The organism is Mycobacterium sp. 663a-19 (genome assembly GCF_035616495.1).
Classification (GTDB): Bacteria; Actinomycetota; Actinomycetes; order Mycobacteriales; family Mycobacteriaceae; genus Mycobacterium.
The window spans coordinates 558,663-583,303 of record NZ_JAPJAV010000001.1; the positions used below are offsets into that span (position 1 = coordinate 558,663).

Sequence of the window (24,641 nt, forward strand, 5' to 3'; positions counted from 1 at the left end):
TGCACGACAGCGACGGTGTCCCACTCGCGGATTACTTCTTGTCGGTGGTCGACACCACCGAGGCGACCCTGAACAACGGACAGGGAGTCGGCTGGAATCCGGCGTCGTGGGCGGCGTGGGTCATCAAGGCGACCAACGCCGCGATCACCCACGGCACGGTGGCCTGGTGGCTGACCAACGAGGCCGCGCTGATCGTGTCCGGTCTCGGAATTGCGTTCTGGCTGTTGAAGTTTGCGCTGTCAAGCTCGTGGCTGCTGGCGTTGGCGCAGATCGGCCGCCCCATTTTCGCAGCAGTGCACCTGCTGGTCAGCCAGATGTGGTTGGGGCCACTGGCGATCGCCGTGTGCGTAATCATGGCGGGCCACTACTACCGCTCTGGGCAACCTGCGCGGGGTCTGAATCTGCTGGGTACCGCTGGAGTGCTGACTGCGTTGGTGTGGACGGTATTTCGCAACCCGATCGACGATATGGTCAGCGATCATGGACTGTTGGGGATGGCCCGCGCTACTGGCTTCCAGATTGCCCAGGACGCCCGGCAGGGATCGTACGCCCCGGGCGGATCGCTCGACGCGCAGCTCGACGCGCTGATCGCGCAGCTGATCTCGGCCACGGCGCGGCCCGCCCTGCAGCTGCAGAACTTCGGCATGGTGGTCGACGACATCGGCAGCTGCCGGCACGCCTGGAGCCAGGCCATCCTCGCGGCACGTGGAACAGGGGACGGGCCCGCGCACGCGATGGCGACCTGCGGGGCACCTCAAGCCCTGGCCCACGCACAACAACTGGGCGCCAACGACTTCGTTCTCGGTTTGGTATTTCTGTTCGCCGCCTTCTGGATTGGGCTGTTCGTCTGGTACGTAGGACTGAGCACGCTGCTGGTCGGAGCCAAGGCCACCTACTACTGCATCATCGTGGTTCCCGCGGCCATGATGGGCATGACCGGATGGCAACGCGGCAAGGCATTTGCGATCCGCTGCGGCTCACAAGTGTTGCTGCACGGTGTGGAGATGATCATCTTCACCGTGTTCTTGGCGTTGGCCGCCGAAGGTATGGGCTGGACACTGACGACACCGCAACTGGGACGTGGTGGCGCGTTCGTGGTCGCGCGGCTGTTGATGGCCAGCATCGGGTCCGCGATCGGCATCATGTTGTTCCGCTACATCGACAAGCACTTCTACACCGACGGTTTCGGCACCATCGGCCACCACCTCGCCATCGCATGGGGTTCGGCGCGTGACGGGGTGCGTGATGAATACAACAACTACGCCGATGCCGGGCGCAAGGCCCGCAACGTGTTCGCCCGCTTTCGGCGCGGCGCTGGTGAGGACCCGAACACCCAGGCCGGAGGGGACGCGGGCGAAGACGCTACGAGCGAGTCCGCGCCCGGGTTTGATGTCGTTAAGCCGCGCCCCAGCCGGATGCGCCCCGAGAGCGTGCCCACCGCAGCGACACAGACCGCCGGGAAGGCCGCTCGCAGCGCACAAGCGGGCGAGGCCGTCGCCACGGCGGCCGAGGTCGGCGCCGAAGGAGGCGCAGCAGTAGCCGTAGAGGGCGCTGCCGCGGTCGCAGCCCCCGAAGTGGTCATTCCGGCCGTCATTGTCGGCGAGGGCGCCAAGCACCTAGGCAGACACCACGCCAACGGCGCATCCAACGGTCAACGCACAAGCCGCGATCGCGAGCCAGGCAACGAAGCGTCGCGACCACAACCGCTCGACCACCCCGCTGGCCAGCCCGCAGAACCGGATGCTCCGCTGGCGTTGCCCAGCATGGCGCGACGCCCTGCGCGCCCACAGCGCTCAAGCCCGCCCACCACGGGCGCGTCACCCGACCAGGACCCCGCCCTAGCTGCCGCGACCGCAGACAGCGACCAGCCGCCCGCCGAAGCGGCCCTAGAATTACAGACACCGCCACGACCACGAGGGGATGACCGCCGGTGACCGCCGCCCGCGAGTATTTCGACCAGGGAATCAACCACCTCGGCGGCGGCGGAGCCGCCGGCGACCAGTGGTCGGCGCGCGACGCCTTCACGCGGGCCACCGAAGCAGAACCCGGCATGTGCGATGCGTGGATGGGGCTGGCGGTATCCGGCGAAGTGAGCGCGGCAACCCTCGGCGGGGCCTACCGCGCATTGTCGACACTGCACCGTGAAACCCGACGCATTGGACTAAGTGATTCTGCGCTGGCGCCGACCGTGCACACCCCGTTCTTGATCGACCTCTACCCGCACACCCCGGTCGGGATCGCGCTGGCCTACGCCGCGGCCCTCATCGGGGAGGGCAACTACGACGAAGCCGGGCTCATCCTCGACGACATCAACGCCAACGATGAACCCGCGCAAGCACAGATCCATCGATTCGTCGGTGCCACACTGCATTTCATCACCAGACGCTGGCCTGACGTACTTGCCTGGACGGCCCGGCCCGCCGCGACCAACAACGCCGTCGTCGAGGCGGCCACCCGGCTGCTGAAAGGGATCGCCCAGACCGGGCTGGGGCAATTCGACGCGGCTTTGGCCACCCTGGACACCGTCTCGACGCTGGCCGAACAAGCCATGCTGGATCGCCAGACCTCCGACACCGCGCAGCTATTAGCCGAGGCGGCGCTTTATCGGGGGCTGTGCCAGCGAGCGCTTGGCAACGAGGCGGCGGCCCGCAAGGAATTCAGCGCCGCCAGCATTGACGGCCAACTACGCCCTGATGCCGCCGCCGCACTTGACGATCCCACCTACGGCGCCACCGTGACGACCGCCGAGGCGATCAGCGCGCGCCGTGATCGCTGGGATCCAGAATCTGGGCCCAGCGTGGCGGATCTACGCAAAGCCCAACAGCGGCAACAGGCTGGCAAGGTCCTGGAACGGGCCGAGCGCGAACTGGACGAATTCATCGGTCTGCGGCGAGTCAAAGAGCACGTCAACGAACTCAAAAACGTCAAGATCTACGACCAGAAGATGGCCGAACGCGGACTGCAGGTCGGCGAGCGCGACACCCTACACATGACTCTGGTCGGCCCCCCCGGTAGCGCCAAAACGTCGATCGCACGGCTGATCTGCGAAATGTATTTCGGCTTAGGCATTCTGGAGTCCCCAGAATTCATCGAGGTGTCCCGCAAAGACCTCGTCGGCGCGCACATCGGAGACACAGAGAGCAAAACCTCGATGGTCTTGGAATCCGCGCGCGGCCGCGCACTATTCGTCGACGAGGCCCCAGAACTCTACATCGCCGATAATGAGCGCGATTTCGGCCGTATCGCGCTCGACACGATCATGAAGTTCGCCGAGGACCACCGCCACGACACGATGATCGCCATGGCCGGCTACGCCACCCCCATGACCCGAATGTTCGGAGCCAATCCTGGTCTGCGATCACGGTTTCCGTTCCAACTCGAATTCAGTTCCTGCGAGCCGCCAGATCTGGTCGAGATTGCCCAGCTGTTCGCCAGACGGTTCCACATCGTCATCGAGCCCGTCGCCCTGACCAGCTTCAGCACGACAGCGGAATGGTTGTGCACCACGCCAAACACGGGCGACGGTGAGCCCAACAAGCTGATCGACGTCGCCGGTAACGGGCGCTTCGTGCGAACGGTGATCGAAGCGGCCACGCGGAAAGCTAAGGCGCGCATGGCCGCAGACCCTACGGTCGATCTACTCACCGCTGACGAGGGCAAAATCAGGACGATCACCCGAAACGATATCGACGGCGCGATCACCGATGTCCTCGCCGCGCTGAACATCGTGGCGCCCTGACGCAACGCCGGCTGGCGAGCGACGTGGACTAGCGGCGAAAATTCATGCAGGAGCGCGGCTCACGCACTGCGAGAATGGTATTCATGACCTCACAAGCCGTGGTCGCCGTCGCCAGACAAGCCCGATCAGCCCTGGCGAGTATCCACTCGATCCCGGGCCTGACCGCAGCCGATGCCGCGCAAGCCCGGGCGCTCGTCGCCGAAGCCGACCAGCTGACCGACAGTTTTCGGCGCCGCCGCAAAACGCCAGCAGCCGAGAGAACCTGGTTGACCGGACTGCGGGCGCTAGTCGCGAAGGGCAGTGAGATCGAACGCAAGTACAGGCAGCGGTGACGGTGGCGTAGGCGTGCGGCCCGTTACTGCGCTGTTATCTGTAACCGGAGCGCCTCGACGTGGCTGCAGGGGCTGCTGCCGCGCGTCTGCGCGGTACTACTTTCAGAGACGCGGTGTTCCGCTAGCGTCGCGGTCAGTGTCAGGGTGAGGTTGCCGCGTGGTGCGGTGGTTGGATCCTGATCACCTGATGTTTAGCTCATAGCGTCGTTGCCGCCTTCGGGTTGGCGTTCATGAGTTTTGCCGGCATCAGGTGTGAAGGACCGGCCCGGCGTGACTTGATAGGAACGTGGCATCGCCCCCACTGAGATGTGTCCGCCGACCGGCCCAACTGTCACCTCACAGTGAAGGAAGCAACCGTGGGCCTGGATGGTGAAAGCGGCCCAGCTTGAAGCGAGGTTGGTCAGGCCGACAGTTGTCGCACCCCGCGTTCTTCCTAACTGAGCCGATACAGTTCCTAGCGCCCGCCTCCGACTTCGCTGCGCATCCCGCCTTCGACTTCCTCCAACCGCACGGCGCGGCCGTGGGACCTGCCAAACTCGACCGCGTCATTCCTGACGGATTTGCCGCGGCGGACTCGGGCCCAGGGCACTGGGGCGCCACGAATCGGTGTGGCACACACACAATGTCGGTGTTGCCAGGCAAGATGCTCAACATGGCGGCGCCCACCTCCCAAATCGACTCGGCGGAGTGCCGTAAATCGCGCGGCGCATTCTTCACCCCTGAACTTGTCGCCCGCTTCATCACTGATTGGGCTGTCCGCAGCACTGCTGATCGGGTTCTAGAGCCGTCCTGCGGTGAGGCGTCGTTCATTCTCGCCGCTGTCGACCGGCTCGCCGCACTGCGCGGCGACGACCCAACCGCGCCGCGCGATACCGGCGTCCTCGACGGAGTGGAGTTGCACCAGCCGTCGGCCGATGCCGCGGGTCGACTCATCCATGCCGCCGGGGTATCGGCGCGCATCACCGTGGGGGACTTCTTCGACGTCGAGCCAACCGGCTCTTACGACGTCGTCATCGGCAACCCTCCGTATGTCAGGTACCAGGACTTTTCGGGCGCTTCACGAGCACGGTCGCGCGCAGCGGCGCTTCGCGCAGGCGTCGGTCTGACCAACCTCGCTTCAAGCTGGGCGGCATTCACCGTCCATGCCTCGTTGTTCCTACGCCCCGGCGGCCGAATGGGTCTCGTCCTGCCCGCGGAATTATTGAGCGTCAATTACGCCGCAGACGTGCGCCGCTTTCTGCTGGAATCATTCGCAAAGATTGACTTAGTGCTGTTCACCGAGCGGGTGTTTCCGGGGGTCCAAGAGGAAGTACTACTACTGCTCGCCGACGGCTACCGGCAGGGTCCGACAGACCATGCGTCCATTTATCAATCGCACAACGCTGCCGAGCTGCCCACCATCGCGGCAAGCCGCACGTGGCGCCCCGCGCGGCCAGAGGAGAAATGGACTCCGTCGCTGCTGTCTGCTGAGGCGCTCGATGCCTACACCGGCCTACTCGAAACGGGTGGATTTACGGTATTGCAGAACTGGGGCGAGACAACACTCGGCATGGTTACCGGCAACAACAAGTACTTTGCGCTATCCCCTGCCCGGGCAACGGAACTCGGCCTAGCACCGACGGATTTGTTGCGACTGTCACCGCCTGGTAGTAGGCATTTGCGAGGGCTCGCGTTCAACATCGGTGCGCTAAATGAATTGGGGTGCAACGGAGCCGCGACATGGTTGTTTAGGCCTGCAGGGGAGCCGTCGCGCGCAGCGTGGGCCTATATTCGAGCTGGCGAGAAGATGAAAGTGGACGCAGCCTATAAGTGTCGGGTCCGTAAGCCGTGGTGGAGGGTTCCTCTCCTGCCGCCTGCTGACTTGCTTCTCACCTACATGAATGCCGACACCCCCCGCCTGTCTACTAACGTCGCGCGCGCCCTTCACCTAAATTCCGTCCACGGTGTTTATCTGCACAAGGGGCGGCGACACCTCGGTAAGCGGTTGTTGCCACTCGCGTCGCTCACGTCGATGACACTGCTGGGGGCAGAGACGGTCGGCCGCGCATATGGCGGCGGAATGCTGAAACTTGAACCGCGAGAAGCTGATCGGCTCCCCGTGCCCGCGCCACCGATTGTTGAGTCGGCCGCCGAGCACCTGACCTCAGTGCGGCCCCAGGTGGCCGGAATGCTGCGCGGCGGTCGTCTGCTGGACGCTGCAAAGCTGATCGACGATGTCCTCCTTGTCGGCGAGCTGGGCATGTCGCGCGCCGATGTTCGTGTGCTGCGCGAAGCGCACGCAGAATTGACCGCACGCCGGACTGCGAGGGGCCGTGGCTCGTATTGACGACCTGCTCATCGCGGCGATAAAGGCGGCCGGGGTCAAGCCTCCCGACTCCGCCCCGCAAGGGCAAAAGAACCCGTGGGCCAACGCGATAAGTGCCAATCTGGCCCGAGCCATCGCGCAGGAGCTTCGAGAGAGAGGCATGGCGGGTGCACGGCCCGGCCTCCCGGGCGAATTGGGATTGTCGGGCGCTGAGCGGCGATTGGCTGGCGGTATTGGAGCCAAGAAAGTCGATGTCACTTGGGCGACCGAAGAATCTGGCCTTCTGCTGGCTTGCTCGGTCAAGACGATCTTCTTCCGCGACGCCAAGGGGCACTTCCAAAAGAACCTGACCAACCGCCGCGGTGACCTGCTTTTCGAATCAACAACCCTTCATCGCCGCTTCCCATATGCGGTCGTCGCCGGATTCTTGTTCCTCGACGCCGCGGCGGCCACCGACGGCACGACTAAGCGAAACAGCACCTTTGAGAACGTATTTCCGCGATTTCGCTTATTCACCAGGCGCGATGATCCTGCCGGGCGCGAGGAACAGTTCGAACGGCTCTACGTGCTGCTCGTCGACCCGAATCAATTTGCGCCCGCCGTCACCGGTTACGAGGTCAATAATCCGCACGCTACCGTCCCACTGGCGGACGCGTTCGACGAATTAGTTGACCTCACCGCAGAGCGGAATTTCGACATGTACGAGGCGGTCGGCGACGGCACGATCCGCCGTGCGTGAAACGCGTCCCGCGCGGCAGCAAAGATCCGGGCCCGACGCCATGTCGCTGCGGGCTGCTACTCTTAACGCGGAAGTGATGCCCATCACCGAGGTGCCCGGGCGTGTATGGCACGGCCAAGCCAATGGCAGCGGCCAAAGCCATCGCGAACTGGACGTCGAGGCGGTAGGCGACTAGGCGGTCCCTGTTGCTTGGGTCCCGTCGGGTCGTATCCGCACTTGTCGTTCCTCCGGTCGCCTCAGCGAGGAGGAACAGTGCGGGAAGCGCCTGCAGAGTCGACCCCTCAGGATGACGACGATGGCGTTTCGGCGCGCCCGCCATACGCCCGCGTTGTCGAAGCGCGCTTCAGCGAACTCAGCGTCAAGCAGCAGGACATCCTGCGCCGCCGCTTCTGTGACGCCGAACCCGCCACGCTCGACAAGGTGGGTAGCGATCACGGGTTGACCCGTGAACGGGTACGGCAAATCGAAGCGCAGGCTCTCGATAGCTTGGTTGGAAAGCGCGCTGCCGGTCGCCGCCGGTCGCGGCCGAGCGTTTCGTCCGACAGGGGAACCGCCGACGCGGATAGCGCCGATACAGACCCGGTGAGTGAGGCCGTCGCGAGTTTGGCGCGGATTGAGCTGCCGATCACCGAAGCCGGGTTCATTGAGGTGGGGTTTGAGCCGCTTGACTGCCCAACCACGCGATTGTTACTCGCCGTCGCGAAGAGGTTGGGCGCGTTCGGCAGCGGCAGGCCCCGCGTTATGCGCCATGGTGACCGGCAATGGTTGATCGCCGGGAACCGCACGCCGGAAAGGCTTGTGCACAACCTCACTGAGGGGGCACGCAACGCCGGCGTGGTCAGTGACCTCATCGAGTTTTGGGGCGGCATTGAAGAAGCACTGCGAGCGCATGTCGGGTCCGACGACGAAGCCGCAGCCCTGGCCGCCGATGTGATGGAAGGTCTCGGCCTGGCCGAGATCGGTGGCCAGTACGCCCTTCTTGGCGGCGCGGGTGTAGTGGAAGGTTTGGTCCGGATCCTGCGGGCGAACGAGGCGCCGATGAAGCGCGAGGTGCTTGTGCAATATTTCCCCGACCGGTCTGTAGGGACCGTCGCCAACGCGCTGCTGTGTGACTCGCGGTTCGTCCGCGTCGATCGCGAGGAATTCGACCTAACGGAGTCGGGTGCGGAAGCGCGTCCGCTCCTGCGCGACCTGGTGTACAGGGAGATCGAACTATACGGACAGGTGGCGGTGTCCTACTTGCAGGACCTTGCCGAGAGGCACGGCTACAGCCGCAATTCGATCGGGTTCTACAGTGCGCTGCCCGACATCATCGAAGACGCGGGCGTATTGCGCCGACGCCGCGCCGACGACCCGCCGGCGGTGCCCGAACCTGGCCTCGATGACGCCTGCTACCAGGTGGTGGCGGGTCCACACCGCGGCTCGTGGTCATGCATGGTGGTCGTGAACCACGACCGCCTGTACCGCGGATCGCTCCAGATTCCGACGCCGTTGGCCGAGCTGCTGGAGATTGGACCCGGATCACGCCGGGTGCCGATCAACGTCGGTCGAGCCACCGTCCACGCCACCTGGTTGCATTTGCCGTATCTGTTCAGCCGGGAATTGCGCCCAGTCCTCGACGACCTGGGCTTCGCCGATGGGGATCTGGTGCGATTCGTGGTCGTCGGGCCTGGGGAATTGCACATCGCGCCAATGCCCGTGAACCGCAACCCCGAAAGCCCTTACCGGACGCTGATCACCCGCGCCGGTCTGTATGACGGGGCTGGGCAGCCAGTCAGCGACTCTGAGCTCGCCGGCGCACTGGCTTTTGCTGTCGGTCTGCCTCCAGATGCGCCCCTGCACGTGGTCGACCAACGCCTCAACGACCGCCGCAACGGCGAACTCCGCGATGCTCTTGCACTTCTCTACCCGGAGGACCTCGAGCAGTGACCACCACCTTTGAGCCACGGGCCGCGGTGAGGCCCTGCAGCCGGTCGCGACAGCGACTGGCGGCAAACCTGATGTGGGACACCGGAACCGGATCGGCCCACGTCGCCGTCGATGAGCTGACGCACTGCCCATGCAAGGGTCGTGCTGATGCCGCCGCCGCCGGCTTGGCCTGAGCAGAAGGACAAACGCAAATGCCAGTGCGACACACCGATTTCGCCTTCGTCGAGGAGACGGTCGACCCGTCGGAGTACCCGGACGAAATCCGGCCGACTTACGGGTCAGACCGATTCCCGTTCACGGTGCCTAAATCGAAGCTGGACGAGGACACGCTGAGCAAGCCGGCGCTGCTGCTGCGCGACCGCATCGCCGAGGCCACCGGCGCCGATCCAAAGCAGGTTCCGGTGGGGCTCCTGCGCGCGGTCGAGGCGGCCGATGCCTGGCCGGACGAGAATGTGAAGAACTTCGCCAGTGGCCGGATGCGCTCGATTTCCACTGAGGTCGGCGAGATCGTGTTCGTCGACTTCTGGGCCAATCCCCTGGCTCTCGTCCACGACCCAAATAACGGCCGCACCATCGCCGATGCCCGGGCCAAAGGATTCCCCTACCTTGAGGCTGTCCGTGATGACCCGCCGACAGGCGCCCCTGTGATGCGCGTGAAGGACGCCGTCGAACTTATCACCGGCGTCGAGGAGACAGCTGGTGCGCTGGGGTTCCTGGCGAACATCACCGACGGAAAAGACCTTCAGGACATCAACTGGATTGGGCTGCAGGGTGTCCACGAGCCCACACTGATTGTGCCGACCCTCGTTGAGGACCACCACGGCAACGCTACGTGGATCCTCGAGGACGATGACGGTAATCGCCGCCTAGCCATGCAGCGGCGCTGCCTGCGCGAAGCGACTGGCCTGGCGATATCCGAGCTTGAAGCGTGGGCGGATCACCTCTACCAACCCGACGCCACCAAAGTGTTGCGGCACTGGACGGCGAAAGACGTCGACGCTGTCAGGCGCAAATCCCTGTACAAGGATGGCAAGTACTGGCGGCCCTCTAGCGCAACACGTGAGGCCATCGCAGGCTGGTTGAACGCATCGAATAAGGCCCAGCGCACAGTCATCCGCAACAGCGTCATCCCGGCCCGGCTCGTGGTGGGCTACCGCAATCTCAACCTAAAAGGAGTTGTAGGAGAACGCTCGGCTGCGAAGGAGGCGGTGCACCGCTACATCCGCCGCACCCATATCAAGACCGCTGCCCAGCGGGACTGGTCGACAGCAACGCAAGCCATGCAGGTCGCGCTCGACAGCATCAGGCGTATCAAGGTGCGCTACGACCTGACGCGTGGCTACAAGATGGCGCTGAGCCGCGCCGAGCTCGACGTGGTCTACGCCAACACGGTCACCGACTGGCTGGGCACCGACGGCGACGACCCGCGCCACCCGCTGCGGCTTGCGGCCAAGGCCATCGCCACGTTCGTTTGCAACGACACCACTGCTGAAGGCGATGTGAAGCGCTCGCTTACTGCCCACTCGCTGTCTACCCACGCCACCAAGATCCGAGAGAACCGGGCATCGGTGGCCGCGTCGGTAGCCATGCCCATCCTCGGTCTTAACGTCAACGACAAGGGCGACTACAACCGGGCGCGGGCGGCTGTCGACCGGGCCAGCCGCCACCCCATGTTCGTGGCGGTCAAGAAGCATCCCAACGGCGCGACCGACCCGTGGTGGTCTTACCTAGACCGGTCCGTGGATGAGTTGCTCGCGCTGGCCGACCGGGAGTTTGACGAGGGCATGGGCGCCGATGACAGCCCAGATGATAAGTCCGTGGGGACGTTCGGGCCTGCAAGCAGGGCTCTCCTGTTCTTGGCCACCATCGGCCAGGCGACCAACCCGGCCTTCCGGGACACCCTGCCCGGGGAGCAGGCCACGCCGTGGCAACTCACCATCAACGCCCTGGGCGGCACCCGCGGTAACACGATGACGACGCCGGACTTGGTCATGCGGCAAGTGCTCGCCCACCACAAGAAGGATGGCGCGACCCAGATCGCCGAAATGGCGCGGGCGGCGCTGGCGAGCGAGATTCCCCGCAACACGATCGACCCCGACTACGTCGAGCATGACGACAAAGGGCAGCCGATCGAGCGCACTCGCAAGACAGTCACCGAGCGGTTCTTGCGCTCCGAGGCGATGGGGTGGACCGCACGCGGCGGGGGAGACACCCCCCCACCACCGGCCGGCGACCCCTTTGACCGAGCGCTCGCCCAACTCTCCGAAGCCGTGGCCGCTGCAGCCGCAAACACCGCACCGTTCCTCGACGCTGGCGATATCGGGCAGCGTTTCGTGGAAGCTGGGCTGCCCGACGCGTACACCACCGCCCTGCTCAAGCAGGCAAGGAAGGTCGTCACGCTGCTGCAGCGGGGCCAGTTCATTGCCCAGACCCGCCGCGGCGCCGTCGTCGCCGACTTCGACGACGACGAGGAGGAAGACCAGTGAGCGCCGCGGTACCGGACGCCGAGCTCACCTGCCACTTCGGCGAGCGCGACGTCGTGCACTGGCGGCGACATATGGGAATGCTGTGCGACCCGCTTGCAGCTGTCGACCTGTACGCCCTCGAACATGACGAGCACGGCGGATGCCATCTGGTCGACCGCCACCTCGTTGTGCCGGTGTGCATCTACGTCGCCGTCGACGACGCCGGCGCGTGCCTGTACATAGGACAATGCGATCGGCCCGACGCTAGCGTGGTACAGCGCGTGGATGGCCATCACGCCATCCCGCCATTCGCGACGGGCCTCTGGCTGCTGCCCATGCGGCTAGACTGTCCGAAGTCGGCCCTCGACCGCATCGAGCGGCGGATGATCCGCGCGTACCATCCGCCCTACAACACCGCTCACTGTCCGAAGTCCTTCCGCGTGAACGGGGCCACCCGGTGACTGCGCCAGTCACGCCTTGCGCACCGCAGGCGACCGTAGCGTTCGTCCAGCGGCAGTTCGGCGACAAGCTCGCAACAACGCTCGACCCCACGATCCGCCTGGCTGTCACACGGGAACGACGCATCACCGAATTGCGCCGTTGCGGCGAGCTGCGTCACGCTGAGCGGTACGGCTGGCTCACCCTGGCCGGCTGGCTGTTGGGAATGAAGGCGACCGTGATCGGGCGGCTCAACCCTGACTCTGCGGCGATTCTGCACCGCGCCCGCCCCCGCGACGTGCTGCCTGACCCCCTTGCCGACGACCTGCCACCGGCTCTCGTCGCCTTGGGAGACACCGGCCTGCAAACCAGCGATCCCCGCGACGTGCTCGGCTATCGGGTAGTCGAGTTGGCGGCGAGCGCGCTGCGTGATGGGCTGGTAGAGATCGACGGGCGCCGAGTGAGTGGGGCAGCGGTGGCAGCCTCGTTGCGGGAACGCCTGCAGGAGGTCGGCCGTGACTGAGCTGTATCTGTCCGGCCCCGATGCCGTCACCGTGACGAAGGCCGACGACATGCCCGACGAGCACTTCGCCGAGATGGTCGATGCGCTGAGTCATGTGGCGCTCGAGGTTTCGCTGCGCTACGTCACGCTTCCGCTACGCGATCCCGCCGGGTGGTTGTGGTACTTCGCAGATCCGCGCAGCCCGTTCACCTTCGATGAGACTCTCATCGAGCACCTGCGCCACCAGTTGCGCGAGGACGGTGTGCGCCTGGACGTACTGAACCAGCCGCCTGAGGAGCAAGCGCGGTGGCCAACCCGCATCGCGAGCATCGCGGATCTGGGCATCACCCGCAAACCCACGGTGCCGCAGCGCCGCGACATCGCCAGGCTCATCGCCCTCGGCGGTGGCGCAAACTTCTCGGTGCCCGGCGCCGGCAAGACTGGCATGACCTACTTGCTCTACAGCGCGCTCAAGCAGCTCGGCGAGGTTGAACAGATGCTTGTGCTGGCACCTATCTCAGCACATGAAGCCTGGGAAACCGAGCCCGCCCTCATGTATGCGGCGGGTGCCGCACCCACCCTGCATGTGGGGGCCGGGAGGGCCGGTGCAGCCGAGGTCATCGTCACCAATTACGAGCGGCTCGAGAACCGCGGCCGCCTCGATGCCCTGGTCCAGTTCTGTCGACGTCGGCGCACCCTCGTCGTTTTCGATGAGGCACACCGGGTCAAGGCCGGACCGAACGGCATCCGCGGCGCGGCCGCCCTCGAGCTATCTGCCGCTGCACACAGGCGGAGCGTGTTGACCGGCACCCCTCAACCAAATTCTCCCGAAGATCTCGCCCGCGTGCTCGAACTCGCCTATCCCGGCCACGGATTCCGACTAGCCGCACGTGACCCAGACACACTAATGTCGGCCTACACGCGCGTGACAAAGGCCGAACTGGGCCTACCACCGCTGATCCCACTGATCGAGCATGTCCCCTTGTCGCCGGCACACGATCGGATCTATGCCGCGATAGTGGACGCCGCCGCGCGGGCCCTGCTACGTGACCCGACTTTGCGAAGCGACTTCAGCAGGGCCGGGCGCATCCTTATGCTGCTGTTGCAGGCCGCCACCGATCCGACGGCCGTGCTTGGTGGCGGCGGTGATCTGACCATGCTGGCGGACCGTGCGGAGCTGGACCTCGAGCGCCTCGTGCTCGAGCTGCCGTCTAACTTCATCCCGACCAAGTTCGTGCGAGTGGCCCAGTATGTCGACGACCACTGGGCGGCCGGACGCAAGGTGGTTGTGTGGGCCAACTTCCGCAGTCACGTGCGCCGCCTGCAACGCCTCCTCGAACCACACCGTCCCGCAGTGGTTTCCGGTGATGTTGCCCGTCACGACCGCCAAGGCGAGGTCGACCGTTTCCGCCATGATCCGGACTGCCACGTGCTAGTGGCCACCCCGCACACCCTTTCAGAAGGGGTGTCATTGCACCACTACGCCACCCACCAGATCCACATCGACCGGACCTTCAATGCCGGGCTGCTACTGCAGGCCATCGATCGCACGCACCGGCTCGGACTACCGCCTGGCACCAACTGCACCTCGACCTATTTAATGGCCGTCCGCCGTGACGGCAGCGACACTATCGACGACGTCGCTCACCGGCGCCTGGACGCCAAAGTCCTCGACATGGCCCACACGCTCAATGACCGCCACCTCGCCACGCTGGCCCTCCCGGCAACAGATGACGTCCTCTCGGACACGGACTTGCTGCTCGGCATCGAGCAACGCGGCGACTTGGAAGCGTTGTTCGAGCACCTTCGGACCGCCTAGCGACCGAGTGATCTACTGCACCGCGGTCATATCCGGCGTAGGTAATCCCGTCGTCAACTTCGAGCGCAACGTTTATCTGCGCGCAGTGCGCCGCGCCCAAATCACTGAGCGCATCGAACTCGGCAACTACGCCCACCGAGTCTTTCGCCGCTGATATTGGCCTGTGGTCACCACCCCTCCTGGCGACCGGCATGTTCCGCCGATCCAACGCTAGTAACCTCGATCTGAGCATTGCATAGGCCGCGTTCTACCGTTGAACTATGGCCCCGTCGTCGACATGACCGCGACAGCATCAGCGCACGCCACGCCGTCTTCCCTCTCCCTCTCCTCCAGATACCTGGCGACAACGTGGCAGACATACTCAGAACATCCACCAGGGCCGGATCGACCGGGTAGGCACTTCCCATTCGGTAATACACGAGTATCGGTGTGTGAGGCCGCCTTGGAGGTATTGCGGGCGAAATTCGCCGCGCCTAGCCCGACGTGTTAGTCGTCGTTGAGGCCGAGGTGCGGGGTGGAGGGGTCGGCGGCGTGTCCGCGTTGTCGTAGCCAGGTGGCGTCGATATGGCGCTTGTAGGCAGCGCGGATCTTGGTGCGGAGCTGGTCGCCGCGGGCGAGGCTGTCGGCTAGGTGTTTGTCGCGCAGGGTTGGGTGCAGGCGGCGGCTCTGGGCGAGCGCGGGGTCGAGGTCGGGCGGGGTGCCTGTGGTGAGGATGTCGGAGCGGGGGTAGGCGCTGAGGGTCATGGTCCATGGCAGCTCGGAGGTGAGCGCACCGACAAGCTGCCGGGAGGGCTGGGGCGGCCATGTCGGTCCTGTGGTGTCGAGCAGAATGAGCCCGGCCTGGTTGGCGGCGGCATGTTCGGCGAGGTCGGCCAGGATGGCGGGGTTGGCGTCGGCGGCGTGGTCGACGACGATGAGCGTTCCCGGCGCCAGGGGCTGGTGCCCGCTAGTGATGTGGGCGTGGGTATCGGTCACGGTTGTGGCAGTCGAGGCGACTTGGGTGGCGATCGCCTCGTCTGCTTGTTGCTGGGTGGGGCTGCACCACAGAAGGTTTCGGTTGGCGGCGATCGCGGCGTCATGGAGGACTCGTAGCGCGGCGGTGCGCTGCTGGGAGGGTGCGGCGTCAAGGACGGTGACGGCGAACGGTAAGGCGGCGGTGCTGGTGAGGGCTGTTGCGTCGGCTGGATGCAGGTCGGCGACGCCATTCGGGGCGATCGGCATGGGCCGTTGTGGCTGGTAGCGGCTGGCTGCGTCGAGGACGCGCAGCTCGGTGTCGAGTTCTTCGAGTTGGGCGGCGATGTGTTCTGCGGAGCGGATTTCGGCTGCGGCGAATGCGGCGGCGGTGGTGAGTTCGGCGCGGTCGAGATCGCGGCGCAGCTGCGTGCACTGCTGGCGGGCGGCGGCGACGGCGAGGTCGTCTTCGCTCATGACGTCGGCGATCAGTTTGTCGACGTCGTCGCCGCTGATGATGTGTTCGGCGCCGCCGGCGGCGGCCGCGCGGGCGGCGATCGCGTCGTTCAGTGCGGGCTGGAAGCGTTCGGCGGGCGTGATCGGGGGCAATAGGATGATGCGCCAGCGCAGGTCGAGTTTCGCTGAGGTGATGTCGTCGGGATCGGCGGTGGGCTGGGCTTGGAGTGCGGCGAGTTGGTCGCGGGCCCATTCGACGCTGGCTGCGACGCCGGCGTAGGCGTCTTCGGCGTCGGCCCATTGCGCGACGACGTCTTGGACTGCGAGCAGATAGGGCCGGTCGGCGTCGGCGCGTGCGCGCAGGGCGCTGATGCGGGGGCCGGCTTGTCGCATGGCGGGTCCATGGCCGATGCGTACGCGGTCGCGGAGCTGGGCGTAGTCGGTGCGTGCCTGTTGGTATTGGGTTCGCAGGGCGTGCACGTTGAGCACGGCGTCGGGGAGTGGGGGCGGTTCGGCGCGGTGGCGGGGCAGGTCGGCGAAGTCCAGGGCGCCGAGTTCGTCGGCGCTGTTGTGGGTTTCGTCAAGTGGGTCTGGCGCGGCGGATTCGGGGTTCCACTCTGTGGTGGTGAGGTCGGTGGCGGGCATGTCGGTCCTGGGGTGTGCTGGGTCGGGGGGGAATTGTTCTTCGTCCTCGGGGTGTAGAGGGGCGTGGTCGGGGATGTCGTGGTCGAGGCGGTCGTGGTGGCCGGCGAATAGGTCGACGGTGTAGGTGATGGTGCGGGCGTATTGGTAGGTGGGGATGGTGTGGTCGGGGTCGATGTCGGCGAGGTGTTCGGCGGCGACGTGGAGCAGGTCGGCCGGTGTCCAGCGGGTGGGGTCGGCGGCGTTGACCGCGGAGACCAGGCCGGGCCAGGCCGGGTCGGCGATGATGGCTTGGGCGGCGGCGGAGCCAAAGACGTTGTGCAGGTCGGTGATCCAGGTTGGCCGCAGGCCTGTGTGGGGGGTGTCGAGGGTGGCTTTGGAGGTCAGCTCGTCGGTCAGGCGGAACCAGAGTGCGCCGGCGGGTAGTTCGTCGGGCAGTGGTTGGGCGGTGGCGGCGGTGCGTACGAGGGTGGGCAGGTCGGGGCGGCTGGTTGCGACTTGGGCGAGGTGGGCGGCCAGTTGGGGCCAGTACCCGTCCGCGCGGATGCGGGGGTCGATCGAGTCGATGAGCTGCTCGAAGCGGCGGGTGTGTGGGTGCTGGGTGCGTAACGCGGCTTGGGCGTGGTGTTCGAGCACGTTTTGGACGCTGCGGGCGCGCACCGCGTAGCGGGGCGGGCCGAGCAGGCTGCTGTCCTCGTCGGCGACGTTGTGGGCGGCGCGGAAGACAGCGATTTCTGCGGCGAGTTTGGGGTTGGCGGCCAGGACGGCTTTGGCCCAGGCCGGGGCGTTGGTGGGGGTCCAGTGGTGGGTGACGGTGTCGCGGATCTGGGTGGCCAGGTCGGTGACGAGTTCTGCTCGGGCGTTCAGATAGGTGCCCCATTGCGGGTGGTTGGCCAGCATTGCGGGGGTGGCGGGCAGCCAGCGCAGCGGCCCGATTCCGGTGGAGTGTCCGCCGGTGGGGTCGATGCGCCAATCGATGACGGCGGCGGGGTCATCGGCGCTGAACAGTTCGTCTTGGGTGGCGGCGTCAACGAGTGCGGCCGTTGGGTCGCGCCCGTCGGCGGCGATGAGGGCCAGGTGCTTGCACAGCACGGGCCAGGCTTGGGCGTGGGTTAGGCCGGGGTAGAGCTGATCGGCGGTGATGTGCAGCTGCGCGAGGACGGCGGGGGATGTGAGGTGTTGTGCGGCTTCGCCGAGGGCGTCGTAGTACATCGCTGCGGCGGCACCTAGTCGCAGGAACGGATCGGCTGCTTGGCGTGCTGCGGTAGTGGCCGAGACTTGGGCGCCGTCGCGGGCCAGGGTCTTGGTTAGGACGTCGACGGCGGTTTGTGGGTGGGTGGCTTTGGGTGAGATGACGCGGTGGGGGTCGGATTCGGCGGTGGATAAATAGATGTGGTTTTCTATGCGGCCGCGGGTTAATGCGACGTAGAGCAGCTGGCGGGTGAGGTTGCCGGCTCCGACGATGTGGCAGCCGTGTTGGGCGGTGATCCCTTGGGAAAGGTCTACGGTGGCCGCGTAGCCCAGCGTGACGTGCTTTTTGACGTATCTGGCGGGTAGGCGCACGGTTTTGCCGCTGCTGAGGTGGCGGGCTTTGATGCTGCCGTCTTTGCGGGTTTCGATGATTTGGTAGCGGTAGCCATTGCGGACGTAGTCGGTGCGTCCTATGCGTAGCCAGCGGGCGTTGTCGCGGGTGCGGATGAGGTCACCGGGGGAGGCGGCGAGCCGGTCGGAAAGAATGATTTCGTGGCCGTGCAAGGTTTTTGGATCGGCGGCTGCGAGGCGGTCGCGCCGGGCGCGGGCATTGAGCTCGTCGACGATGTCGTTGGTGGGAGCCAACAGGATGCTGTCGCGGCCGGCGTCGAGGTCAGCGGCCCAGGCGCGGTAGGCCATGTCTGAGGCGGTCTCATCGGAGCCGACATGCACCCGGTGGTGGTCGATGTAGAAGCCCAGCCCGGCGGGGTCCCCAGCGCGGATCGCCAGGGTGGCCGCGCTTTCGGCGGTGGAGGCAAAGCGGACCAGCTCTGAGAGGGTCAAGGCGTCGGTGGTGGCGGCGATGTCGCGCAGCACGCCGCCGGCGGAGATGGAGGCCAGTTGGCAGTCGTCGCCGACGAGGCGCAGGCTGGCCCCGCGGGCCAAGGCGTGGGTGATCACCGCGTCTAATTCGAGGGTTCCGGCTTTACCGGCTTCGTCGATGATCACCAGCGTGTCGGGGCCGATTTGGCTGAACCATTCCGGCGGTTCGCTTCGGCGCGGTGAGGATTCGGGGTCGGTGGACCACACGTATTTGGCGATGGTGTCGGTGGGCGCGGATAGGTCTTCGCCGAGCTCGATCGCGGCGGCTGCGGTGGGCGCCAACCCGATGATGGTTCCTCCCGAGGAGCGCCACGCATGAGCGAGGGCGGCCATCGCGGTGGTTTTGCCGGTGCCGGCTGGCGCGAGTGCGAGCGCGAGTCGCTTTCCGTTGCTGGCCATTTCGCGTACGAGCGCGATTTGGCCGTCGTTGAGTGGTTTGCCGCGGGCAGCCGAGTCGGCCAGCGCCAGCTCGACGTCGCCTTGACTGGTGGTGCGGCCACCTTGCTGGTGCGCGGCTGCGACGATGCGCCGCTCGGCCGAAAGGATTTCCTGGCAGGTGTAGGTGGTGGCGCCGTGGCGGGTGTAGACGCTGGCGCCGTCACGGCGGCACAGCGGCGCCGGTTCTCCCATCTCGCCGTCGCCATCGCCGAGGTAGGGCAACGACAACGGTTCGCGCAACGCGGTGTCGGTGATTGTGTCGGCCAAGGTGGTGTCGGCGGCATGCCCGCTGCCCCGCACGACGCGCTGCGCTTCGGCGAGCACGTGGTGGCGCTGCCAGGTCGCGCGGGATTGCGCGACGGTGGCGATGACCTGGGCGGCGCGCGCAGCAATCCAGTCGTCATCGACACGCTCGATCTTTTGTGCCGGGGTGGACAAGATCACGCCGAGCATGGCGGTGAGTTCCTTTACACCGCCGAGGACTTCGATCGCCTGGGTGCGCCAGGTGTGCCGTTGTTCGGCTAACGAGCGCGGTTCGTGTTTGGCGTCGCGGGTTTCCAGGGTGGCTTGTTGGGCCAGCGCGATGATCTCCACGTGGGTGGGTTCGCGCCCGTGGGTGGCGTGAAACTGCTTGGCCAACTCCGCGGTGCGGGATTCAATCGCCAGGCGCCGCGATGACCACACGCTCATCAGTTCGACAGACATGCCGACGATTTCGCGGATCGGTCGTTTGTTGCGGCCTTCGGGCGTCACGTCGGCGAAGCGCAGCGACAGGCGCTGCCCGAGGTGGGCTTCTAAGCGGGTGTTGTACAGCTCGGAAGCCGCGACAGTGAACTGGTGGATAGGCCGTCCGTCCAAGGCCAGCCAGCGCAGTACACCGTCAGCGCCAACGGTGGCGACTTTGTTGGAGATCGCGACGTGGGTGTGCAGATCGGGGTCGCCGGCGCGTGAATCGCGGTGGGTGAAGGCCGCCCCGATCAGCCCGGTGGTGTCCACCTGGGCGACGCCGTCGGTGCCGGAGCGGGTGAACGCGGCGTGGGTTTCCAACCACTTCAGCGCGTCGGCGACCGCCGCGTCGTGGCACTGCTCGATTACCGCCGCGACGTCTCTGGGTGCGATGGCCCACAGCGCCGACACCGACTTCACCGGTGAGAAGGTCAGGTCGTAGCCCGCGACCGCGGTGGTGCGCGCCCGCGTTTCGCGCGCTATGTAGCCGGACAGTTCGCGGTCGTCGGCGGGCGCGCGGCCGTACTGTTCGGCAAAGCGTCTGCGCGCGACGACGGTGCGGATCGCGGCGCGGGTGGGCGCGTCAATGGGCGCGTTCCAGTGCGCGCCGACTTCGGCGTTGTGGTCGCGGTAGGCCACGGCTAGGGCGCGAGCGAAGCTGGTTTCGCCGTCGCGGATGTAGAACTTGCGGCCCAGTTTGGTGGCTTCGCCGGCCGCGAGGCCGTGCACTCCACGCTTGGTCACGTAGGCGGCGATCGCATCGGCGTTGGGGTGCAACCCTTCTCCGAATAATGCTTTCATTTGTGCTTCGCTGACCTGGGAACCCACCGCCACCGACCACACGTCGGTGACGTCGCCGGCGGGCACCCAGCGTGCGCCGGTGGACTCCAGCGAGGCCAGCCCGGAGCCCACCCAATGCCCCGGCGATTCACCTTTGGAGGAGTAGTAGTCGATCAGCGGTGCTTTGCCCCGCGAGGTGGAATCGACAGCCGCGACTTGCCGGATCAGGTACTGGTACCCGTCTCCGGCAGTGAGCTTGTGCATCGTCATTGTCACTGCGGCGCCGTCCCTTCCAGGCGCACGTTAGGGACAGCCCCGATGTTGTGTCTCGCATCGCTCCGGCGGTTGTTACCAAACCGTGACCTTAATGCAAGAGGTGTGTGGTGCGTGGGGTGGTCGAAAACGGTTGGTGGGGTTGGGCGCTGGTGGGTGGCTGTTAGAGTGCCGAGCGGGTTATATTGGCGCAGTGGCAGATTGGGAAACGTGAGGCGCAGACAAATGTGGACAGGGTGATGTTGTGGGTGATGGTAGAGACGCGGGTTGACCGCGCCGTATGGTTCGACCATGGCGAACATCAACTCGAAAACTGAAGCGCGCAAAAGGGTTCGCGAAGCGCAGGCCCGGGCGAACGAGGCTCGGTTGCAGCGTGAACGGGAGAACGTCGATGACGCGGCGTCGTTTCTGGTCGAACTGGGCCGTCTGGCGGCAGTCGACGAGTGGGAACAGGGCCGCGTTGTTGAGATTCGCGCAGAAGGGGAGCGGCGGCGTCACGAACACCGCCAGGAGGGCGCGGCCGCGGTGTCGCGGATGCTGGATCGTGGGGAAACGCTGACCGCGATCGCCGAGTTGGCCGGCGTCAAAGTTAGCGTGGTCCGAGCAATGCTGAAATCAGCGGGCGCACAACCAGTCGCCCCGCCGGATGCACTAGCTGCGCCCAGCGCCGCGAGCGACGCGCCTAACAGCGCGCACGAGGATCCGGTGGGCGCGGCGCTGGGCGCAGCTGCGCCGGTGGTCGGTGTTGGTGGCGGCTGCTTAAGCGGGCCACCTCACGCAGAACAGACCTGACGTGATTGTCGGTGAGTGCGCCCAGGTCGGAGTCGGCGAATTGTTGTTCGGTATCCATTGGGTCTCGCCCATGGTTCACTGATCCGGTCGACAACTGTCGGGTGTCGCCCTGGACGAGTTTGGGGATCGACCCGAGGCAAACCCTGGCACCGGGCTCAGGGAGGTGAGAGCAAACTCGCAGATCATGCCGTGCATCTCCGGCCGGGCGATCCGCCTCTTGCCGTCAATGACCGCTCGGCATCGGCAGCCCCGGTCGGTGTCCGGAGATCGGGCGGGAACAATGGGGACATGGATTTCGAGAAGTTTCTCGCGGATAGCGCCCAGGCTGCGCCGATCGAGCCGCGCGAACTGTTTGCATCTTTGCCGAACAAGGCCGAGGGGTACGGGTATCTGCGTGACGTTCAAGGCCAGGTTCTGACCGCATGGCACGAACGACGCGGCACCCGCGACCTGGTAATAAAGGTGAACACCGGAGCCGGCAAGACGATCGACGGTCTGATCATTCTGCAGAGCTACCTCAACGAAGGCCTCGGCCCAGCTCTGTACGTCGCTCCCAACAAGTACCTTGTGGCTCAGGTCATCGAAGAGGCGGAACGTATCGGACTAGCCACCGTCGAGGATCCGGATAGCACTAAATACCGCCTAGGACAAGCGATCTGCGTCGTCAACGCGTGGAAGCTGTTCAACGGCAGGTCGGTGTTTCGGCAGCGGCCCACGAAGGCGCCGGCACCGATCGGCGTCGTCGTCATCGATGACGCGCACGCCGCCCTGAGCACAGCTCGCGGTTGCCTGTCGATCGACATCCCCTACGAGGACCCCGCATTCAAAGCCCTGCTCGATGAGTTCCGCGATGACTTGGAGGCGTACTCGCCAAACGAACTCCTCGACGTGACCGACCAGAGCGCCGGGGCGCTGTTGCGAGTTCCGTTCTGGGCATGGCGATCACACCTGGAAGGCGCCCGCAAGATCCTCCATCAGGCGGAGGGCACGGCCAGCGAAAGCGATCAGATCTACTGGTCCTGGCCCGCGGTCAAGGACGTGCTCGAGTATTGCCGTACCGTGTTCACCGGCAGACAGGTGACGATCACCCCGTTATGCAGCCCGGTAGGGCACATCACCAACTTCAAGTCGGCGAGTCGGCGGATTTACCTGACGGCGACACTCGCCGATGATTCGGTGCTGGTGACCGACTTCGGCGCTGACCCGACCAGCGTCGCGACGCCCATCACTCCGCAGACCGCTGGCGACATCGGCGAACGCATGATCCTGGCGCCGATGGAACTCAGCCCGCAGTTGGCCATCGAGGGTGTGCGCGCGGGCATCGCCGCGCTCGCCGAGAAGCACAATGTTGTCGTCATCGCGCCGAGCAGGCGCATCGCCGACCTGTGGCTCCCATACACACCGGAGAGCAACATCGTCTATGCCGACGCCGTGGCCGACGCCGTCGAGCGGCTCCGCAATGGGCATGTTGGCCTGGTCGTGCTCGTCAACAAATACGACGGAATCGACCTGCCCGGCAACGCATGTCGCGTCCTGATTCTCGACGGATTGCCCGAGGCTTTTTCTGGAGAAGAACGTCTCGAAACCCACCTGACCAGCTACACGTCGGGCACCGATGACCGACAGGTGCAACGCATCGAACAAGGCATGGGTCGCGGAGTGCGCAGCAACGAAGACCACTGCGTGGTGTTCCTGCTCGGGGCACGGTTGACCCAACTGGTGTACGACCCCGACACATTGGCGCGCTTCAGCCCAGCCAGCCAGGTCCAACTCGAGCAGTCCCGGCAGATGGCGGGCGGGCTGGAGAACGAGCCGCTCACGGCGATCATCGACGTGGCGCGACAAGCGCTAGATCGCCACCCGGCGTGGATCAAATACGCGCGCCAAGGTCTGGCCCACGTCGCCCCCTCGCCAGGGCACGTCGGTGCAGCCGCAATTGGCCGTCGCACCGCCTTCGACCGTGCCGTAGACGGCGACCTGGCCGGAGCTGCGGCCGCACTGACGGAGGCGATCGCCGACACCGCCGACCCGCACCAACAGGGATGGCTGCTCGAACAGCAGGCGACCTACGTCGACCGGACTAATCCCGCTCACGCGCAAAAGGTCCTCACGTCCGCGCGTGCCAAGAACGGCGCGGTGTTGCGACCACTGGTTGGGACCACCTATCAGAAGCTGTCGGGCTCCGACCATCAAGCCGTCGCCGCCAGCGACTTCCTCATGCAGCGATACAAAGACAAGGTCGAGATCAGGATGGGCATCGAAGCGCTTCTGGAGGACCTGCGGTTCGACCCCGCCCGCACCGATGAATTCGAAGATGCGCTCGTCGAACTCGCCCGGCATATCGGTCTCGCCGCTCAGCGGCCAGAACACGACATCGGGCAAGGACCAGACGGCCTCTGGGCGCTCGGGCAGCTCAAATACTGGGTTATCGAGGCCAAGAGCGGGGCAACGACGACGTTCATCAAGAAGAGCTACATCAACCAGCTCGCCGGCTCCATGAACTGGTTCGAAGGGCAATACGACTCCACTGTCACGGCGCTGCCCATCTTGATCCACCCCTCCGACACCCTCGCCAAGGATGCAAGCGCCCCGAGCGGTGCCCGGGTGATCACCGAACCGAAAATGGAGGCCCTTCGATCGGCGGTCCGCGACTACGCCGACGCACTGGTCACCGCCGGCCGCTGGGATCAGCCCGACGATCTACAAACCCTGCTGGCTGGCCACAAGCTGCGGGCCGGCGACCTGTTCGGCTACACGCGCGCCATCAAACCCGGCTAACTCCCAGCCGGCGGCACGTAATCCGGCGCCAACCGCAAGACCACCCAGATCCCGTCAAGCGCGCACCACGCATCGCCCAGCCGCTGTCAGGAAGAGTATTATTAATGTTATTAATCTAGTAGGCTAGGTGAATGAAGTTGACGGGCCGGCCGCGCGGGCCGCGCACGATCACGCAGGTCTACCAGGTGTCGGTACCGAAGAAGCTCCTCGACCAGGTCGACCTGAAGAAGCACGACGAGGTCTATCTCGGCATTTCGGCGGAGGACCCGAACATCATCTGTATGTTCTCCAGCAAGAAGGCAACCTTGACGCCGGTCGGCGACAACGAGGTGCAGGTGGTGGTGACCTAATGCCGAAGTCAAACGTGTTGCCACACAACGATGTTGGCGACGAATCCGCCCGCGCGGCGACTGCGGCCGGTTGGCGAGGCGTAGTCTTGCCTCAGCTACGGATCAGTGGGTTTG

The 24,641-nt window shown here is 65.6% G+C and carries 14 protein-coding genes; 13 read left to right on the top strand and 1 reads right to left on the bottom strand.

The genetic code is table 11. The features are described 5' to 3' along the window. Positions 1-38: 38 nt before the first annotated feature. From OQ968_RS02880 to OQ968_RS02925, 10 genes are all read left to right on the top strand, one after another. A complete protein-coding gene (locus OQ968_RS02880; protein WP_324674446.1) occupies positions 39-1,934 on the top strand; it encodes a hypothetical protein in 1,896 nt (631 codons plus the stop codon). Further along, positions 1,931-3,739 carry an AAA family ATPase gene (locus OQ968_RS02885; RefSeq protein ID WP_324674448.1) on the top strand — a complete coding sequence of 603 codons (1,809 nt, stop codon included), beginning with the start codon at positions 1,931-1,933 and terminating at the stop codon, positions 3,737-3,739. Before OQ968_RS02880 ends, OQ968_RS02885 begins: the two co-directional genes overlap by 4 nt. An 83-nt stretch (positions 3,740-3,822) precedes the next feature. Next, positions 3,823-4,071 (top strand): hypothetical protein, encoded by a 249-nt coding sequence (locus OQ968_RS02890; RefSeq protein WP_324674450.1) that lies wholly within the window; start codon positions 3,823-3,825, stop codon positions 4,069-4,071. Between the two features lie 652 nt (positions 4,072-4,723). Continuing rightward, positions 4,724-6,397, top strand: a complete 1,674-nt coding sequence (locus tag OQ968_RS02895) for an N-6 DNA methylase (protein WP_420715822.1) — start codon at positions 4,724-4,726, stop codon at positions 6,395-6,397. Beyond that, positions 6,384-7,115 (top strand): hypothetical protein, encoded by a 732-nt coding sequence (locus OQ968_RS02900; RefSeq protein WP_324674454.1) that lies wholly within the window; start codon positions 6,384-6,386, stop codon positions 7,113-7,115. Before OQ968_RS02895 ends, OQ968_RS02900 begins: the two co-directional genes overlap by 14 nt. A gap of 252 nt (positions 7,116-7,367) precedes the next feature. Further along, positions 7,368-9,044 carry a sigma factor-like helix-turn-helix DNA-binding protein gene (locus OQ968_RS02905; protein WP_324674455.1) on the top strand — a complete coding sequence of 559 codons (1,677 nt, stop codon included), beginning with the start codon at positions 7,368-7,370 and terminating at the stop codon, positions 9,042-9,044. Between the two features lie 191 nt (positions 9,045-9,235). Further along, the gene (locus OQ968_RS02910) at positions 9,236-11,530 is read left to right on the top strand and encodes a hypothetical protein (protein WP_324674457.1); all 2,295 of its coding nucleotides are present in this window, start codon (positions 9,236-9,238) and stop codon (positions 11,528-11,530) included. Then, positions 11,527-11,970: a GIY-YIG nuclease family protein gene (locus OQ968_RS02915; RefSeq protein ID WP_324674459.1), complete on the top strand. Its 444-nt coding sequence runs from the start codon at positions 11,527-11,529 to the stop codon at positions 11,968-11,970. The genes OQ968_RS02910 and OQ968_RS02915 overlap by 4 nt, the downstream gene beginning before the upstream one ends. Continuing rightward, positions 11,967-12,470 carry a hypothetical protein gene (locus tag OQ968_RS02920; RefSeq protein ID WP_324674461.1) on the top strand — a complete coding sequence of 168 codons (504 nt, stop codon included), beginning with the start codon at positions 11,967-11,969 and terminating at the stop codon, positions 12,468-12,470. Before OQ968_RS02915 ends, OQ968_RS02920 begins: the two co-directional genes overlap by 4 nt. Then, positions 12,463-14,268, top strand: a complete 1,806-nt coding sequence (locus OQ968_RS02925) for a DEAD/DEAH box helicase (protein WP_324674463.1) — start codon at positions 12,463-12,465, stop codon at positions 14,266-14,268. Before OQ968_RS02920 ends, OQ968_RS02925 begins: the two co-directional genes overlap by 8 nt. A 486-nt stretch (positions 14,269-14,754) precedes the next feature. On the opposite strand, the gene mobF is transcribed toward OQ968_RS02925, so the two are convergent. Next, positions 14,755-20,598, bottom strand: a complete 5,844-nt coding sequence (gene mobF / locus OQ968_RS02930; RefSeq protein ID WP_324674465.1) for a MobF family relaxase — start codon at positions 20,596-20,598, stop codon at positions 14,755-14,757. A 300-nt stretch (positions 20,599-20,898) separates the two neighbouring features. Here mobF and OQ968_RS02935 point away from each other — a divergent pair, with 300 nt between their 5' ends. The 3 genes from OQ968_RS02935 to OQ968_RS02945 all read left to right on the top strand — a co-directional run bounded on the left by OQ968_RS02935 (position 20,899) and on the right by OQ968_RS02945 (position 24,527). After that, a complete protein-coding gene (locus OQ968_RS02935; RefSeq protein ID WP_324674467.1) occupies positions 20,899-21,399 on the top strand; it encodes a hypothetical protein in 501 nt (166 codons plus the stop codon). A 288-nt stretch (positions 21,400-21,687) separates the two neighbouring features. Then, complete coding sequence (locus OQ968_RS02940) at positions 21,688-24,177, top strand: DEAD/DEAH box helicase family protein (RefSeq protein WP_324674469.1); 2,490 nt, start codon at positions 21,688-21,690, stop codon at positions 24,175-24,177. Between the two features lie 131 nt (positions 24,178-24,308). Further along, positions 24,309-24,527, top strand: coding sequence for a hypothetical protein (locus OQ968_RS02945; RefSeq protein WP_324674472.1), 219 nt, complete (start codon positions 24,309-24,311; stop codon positions 24,525-24,527). The last annotated feature ends 114 nt before the right edge of the window (positions 24,528-24,641 follow it).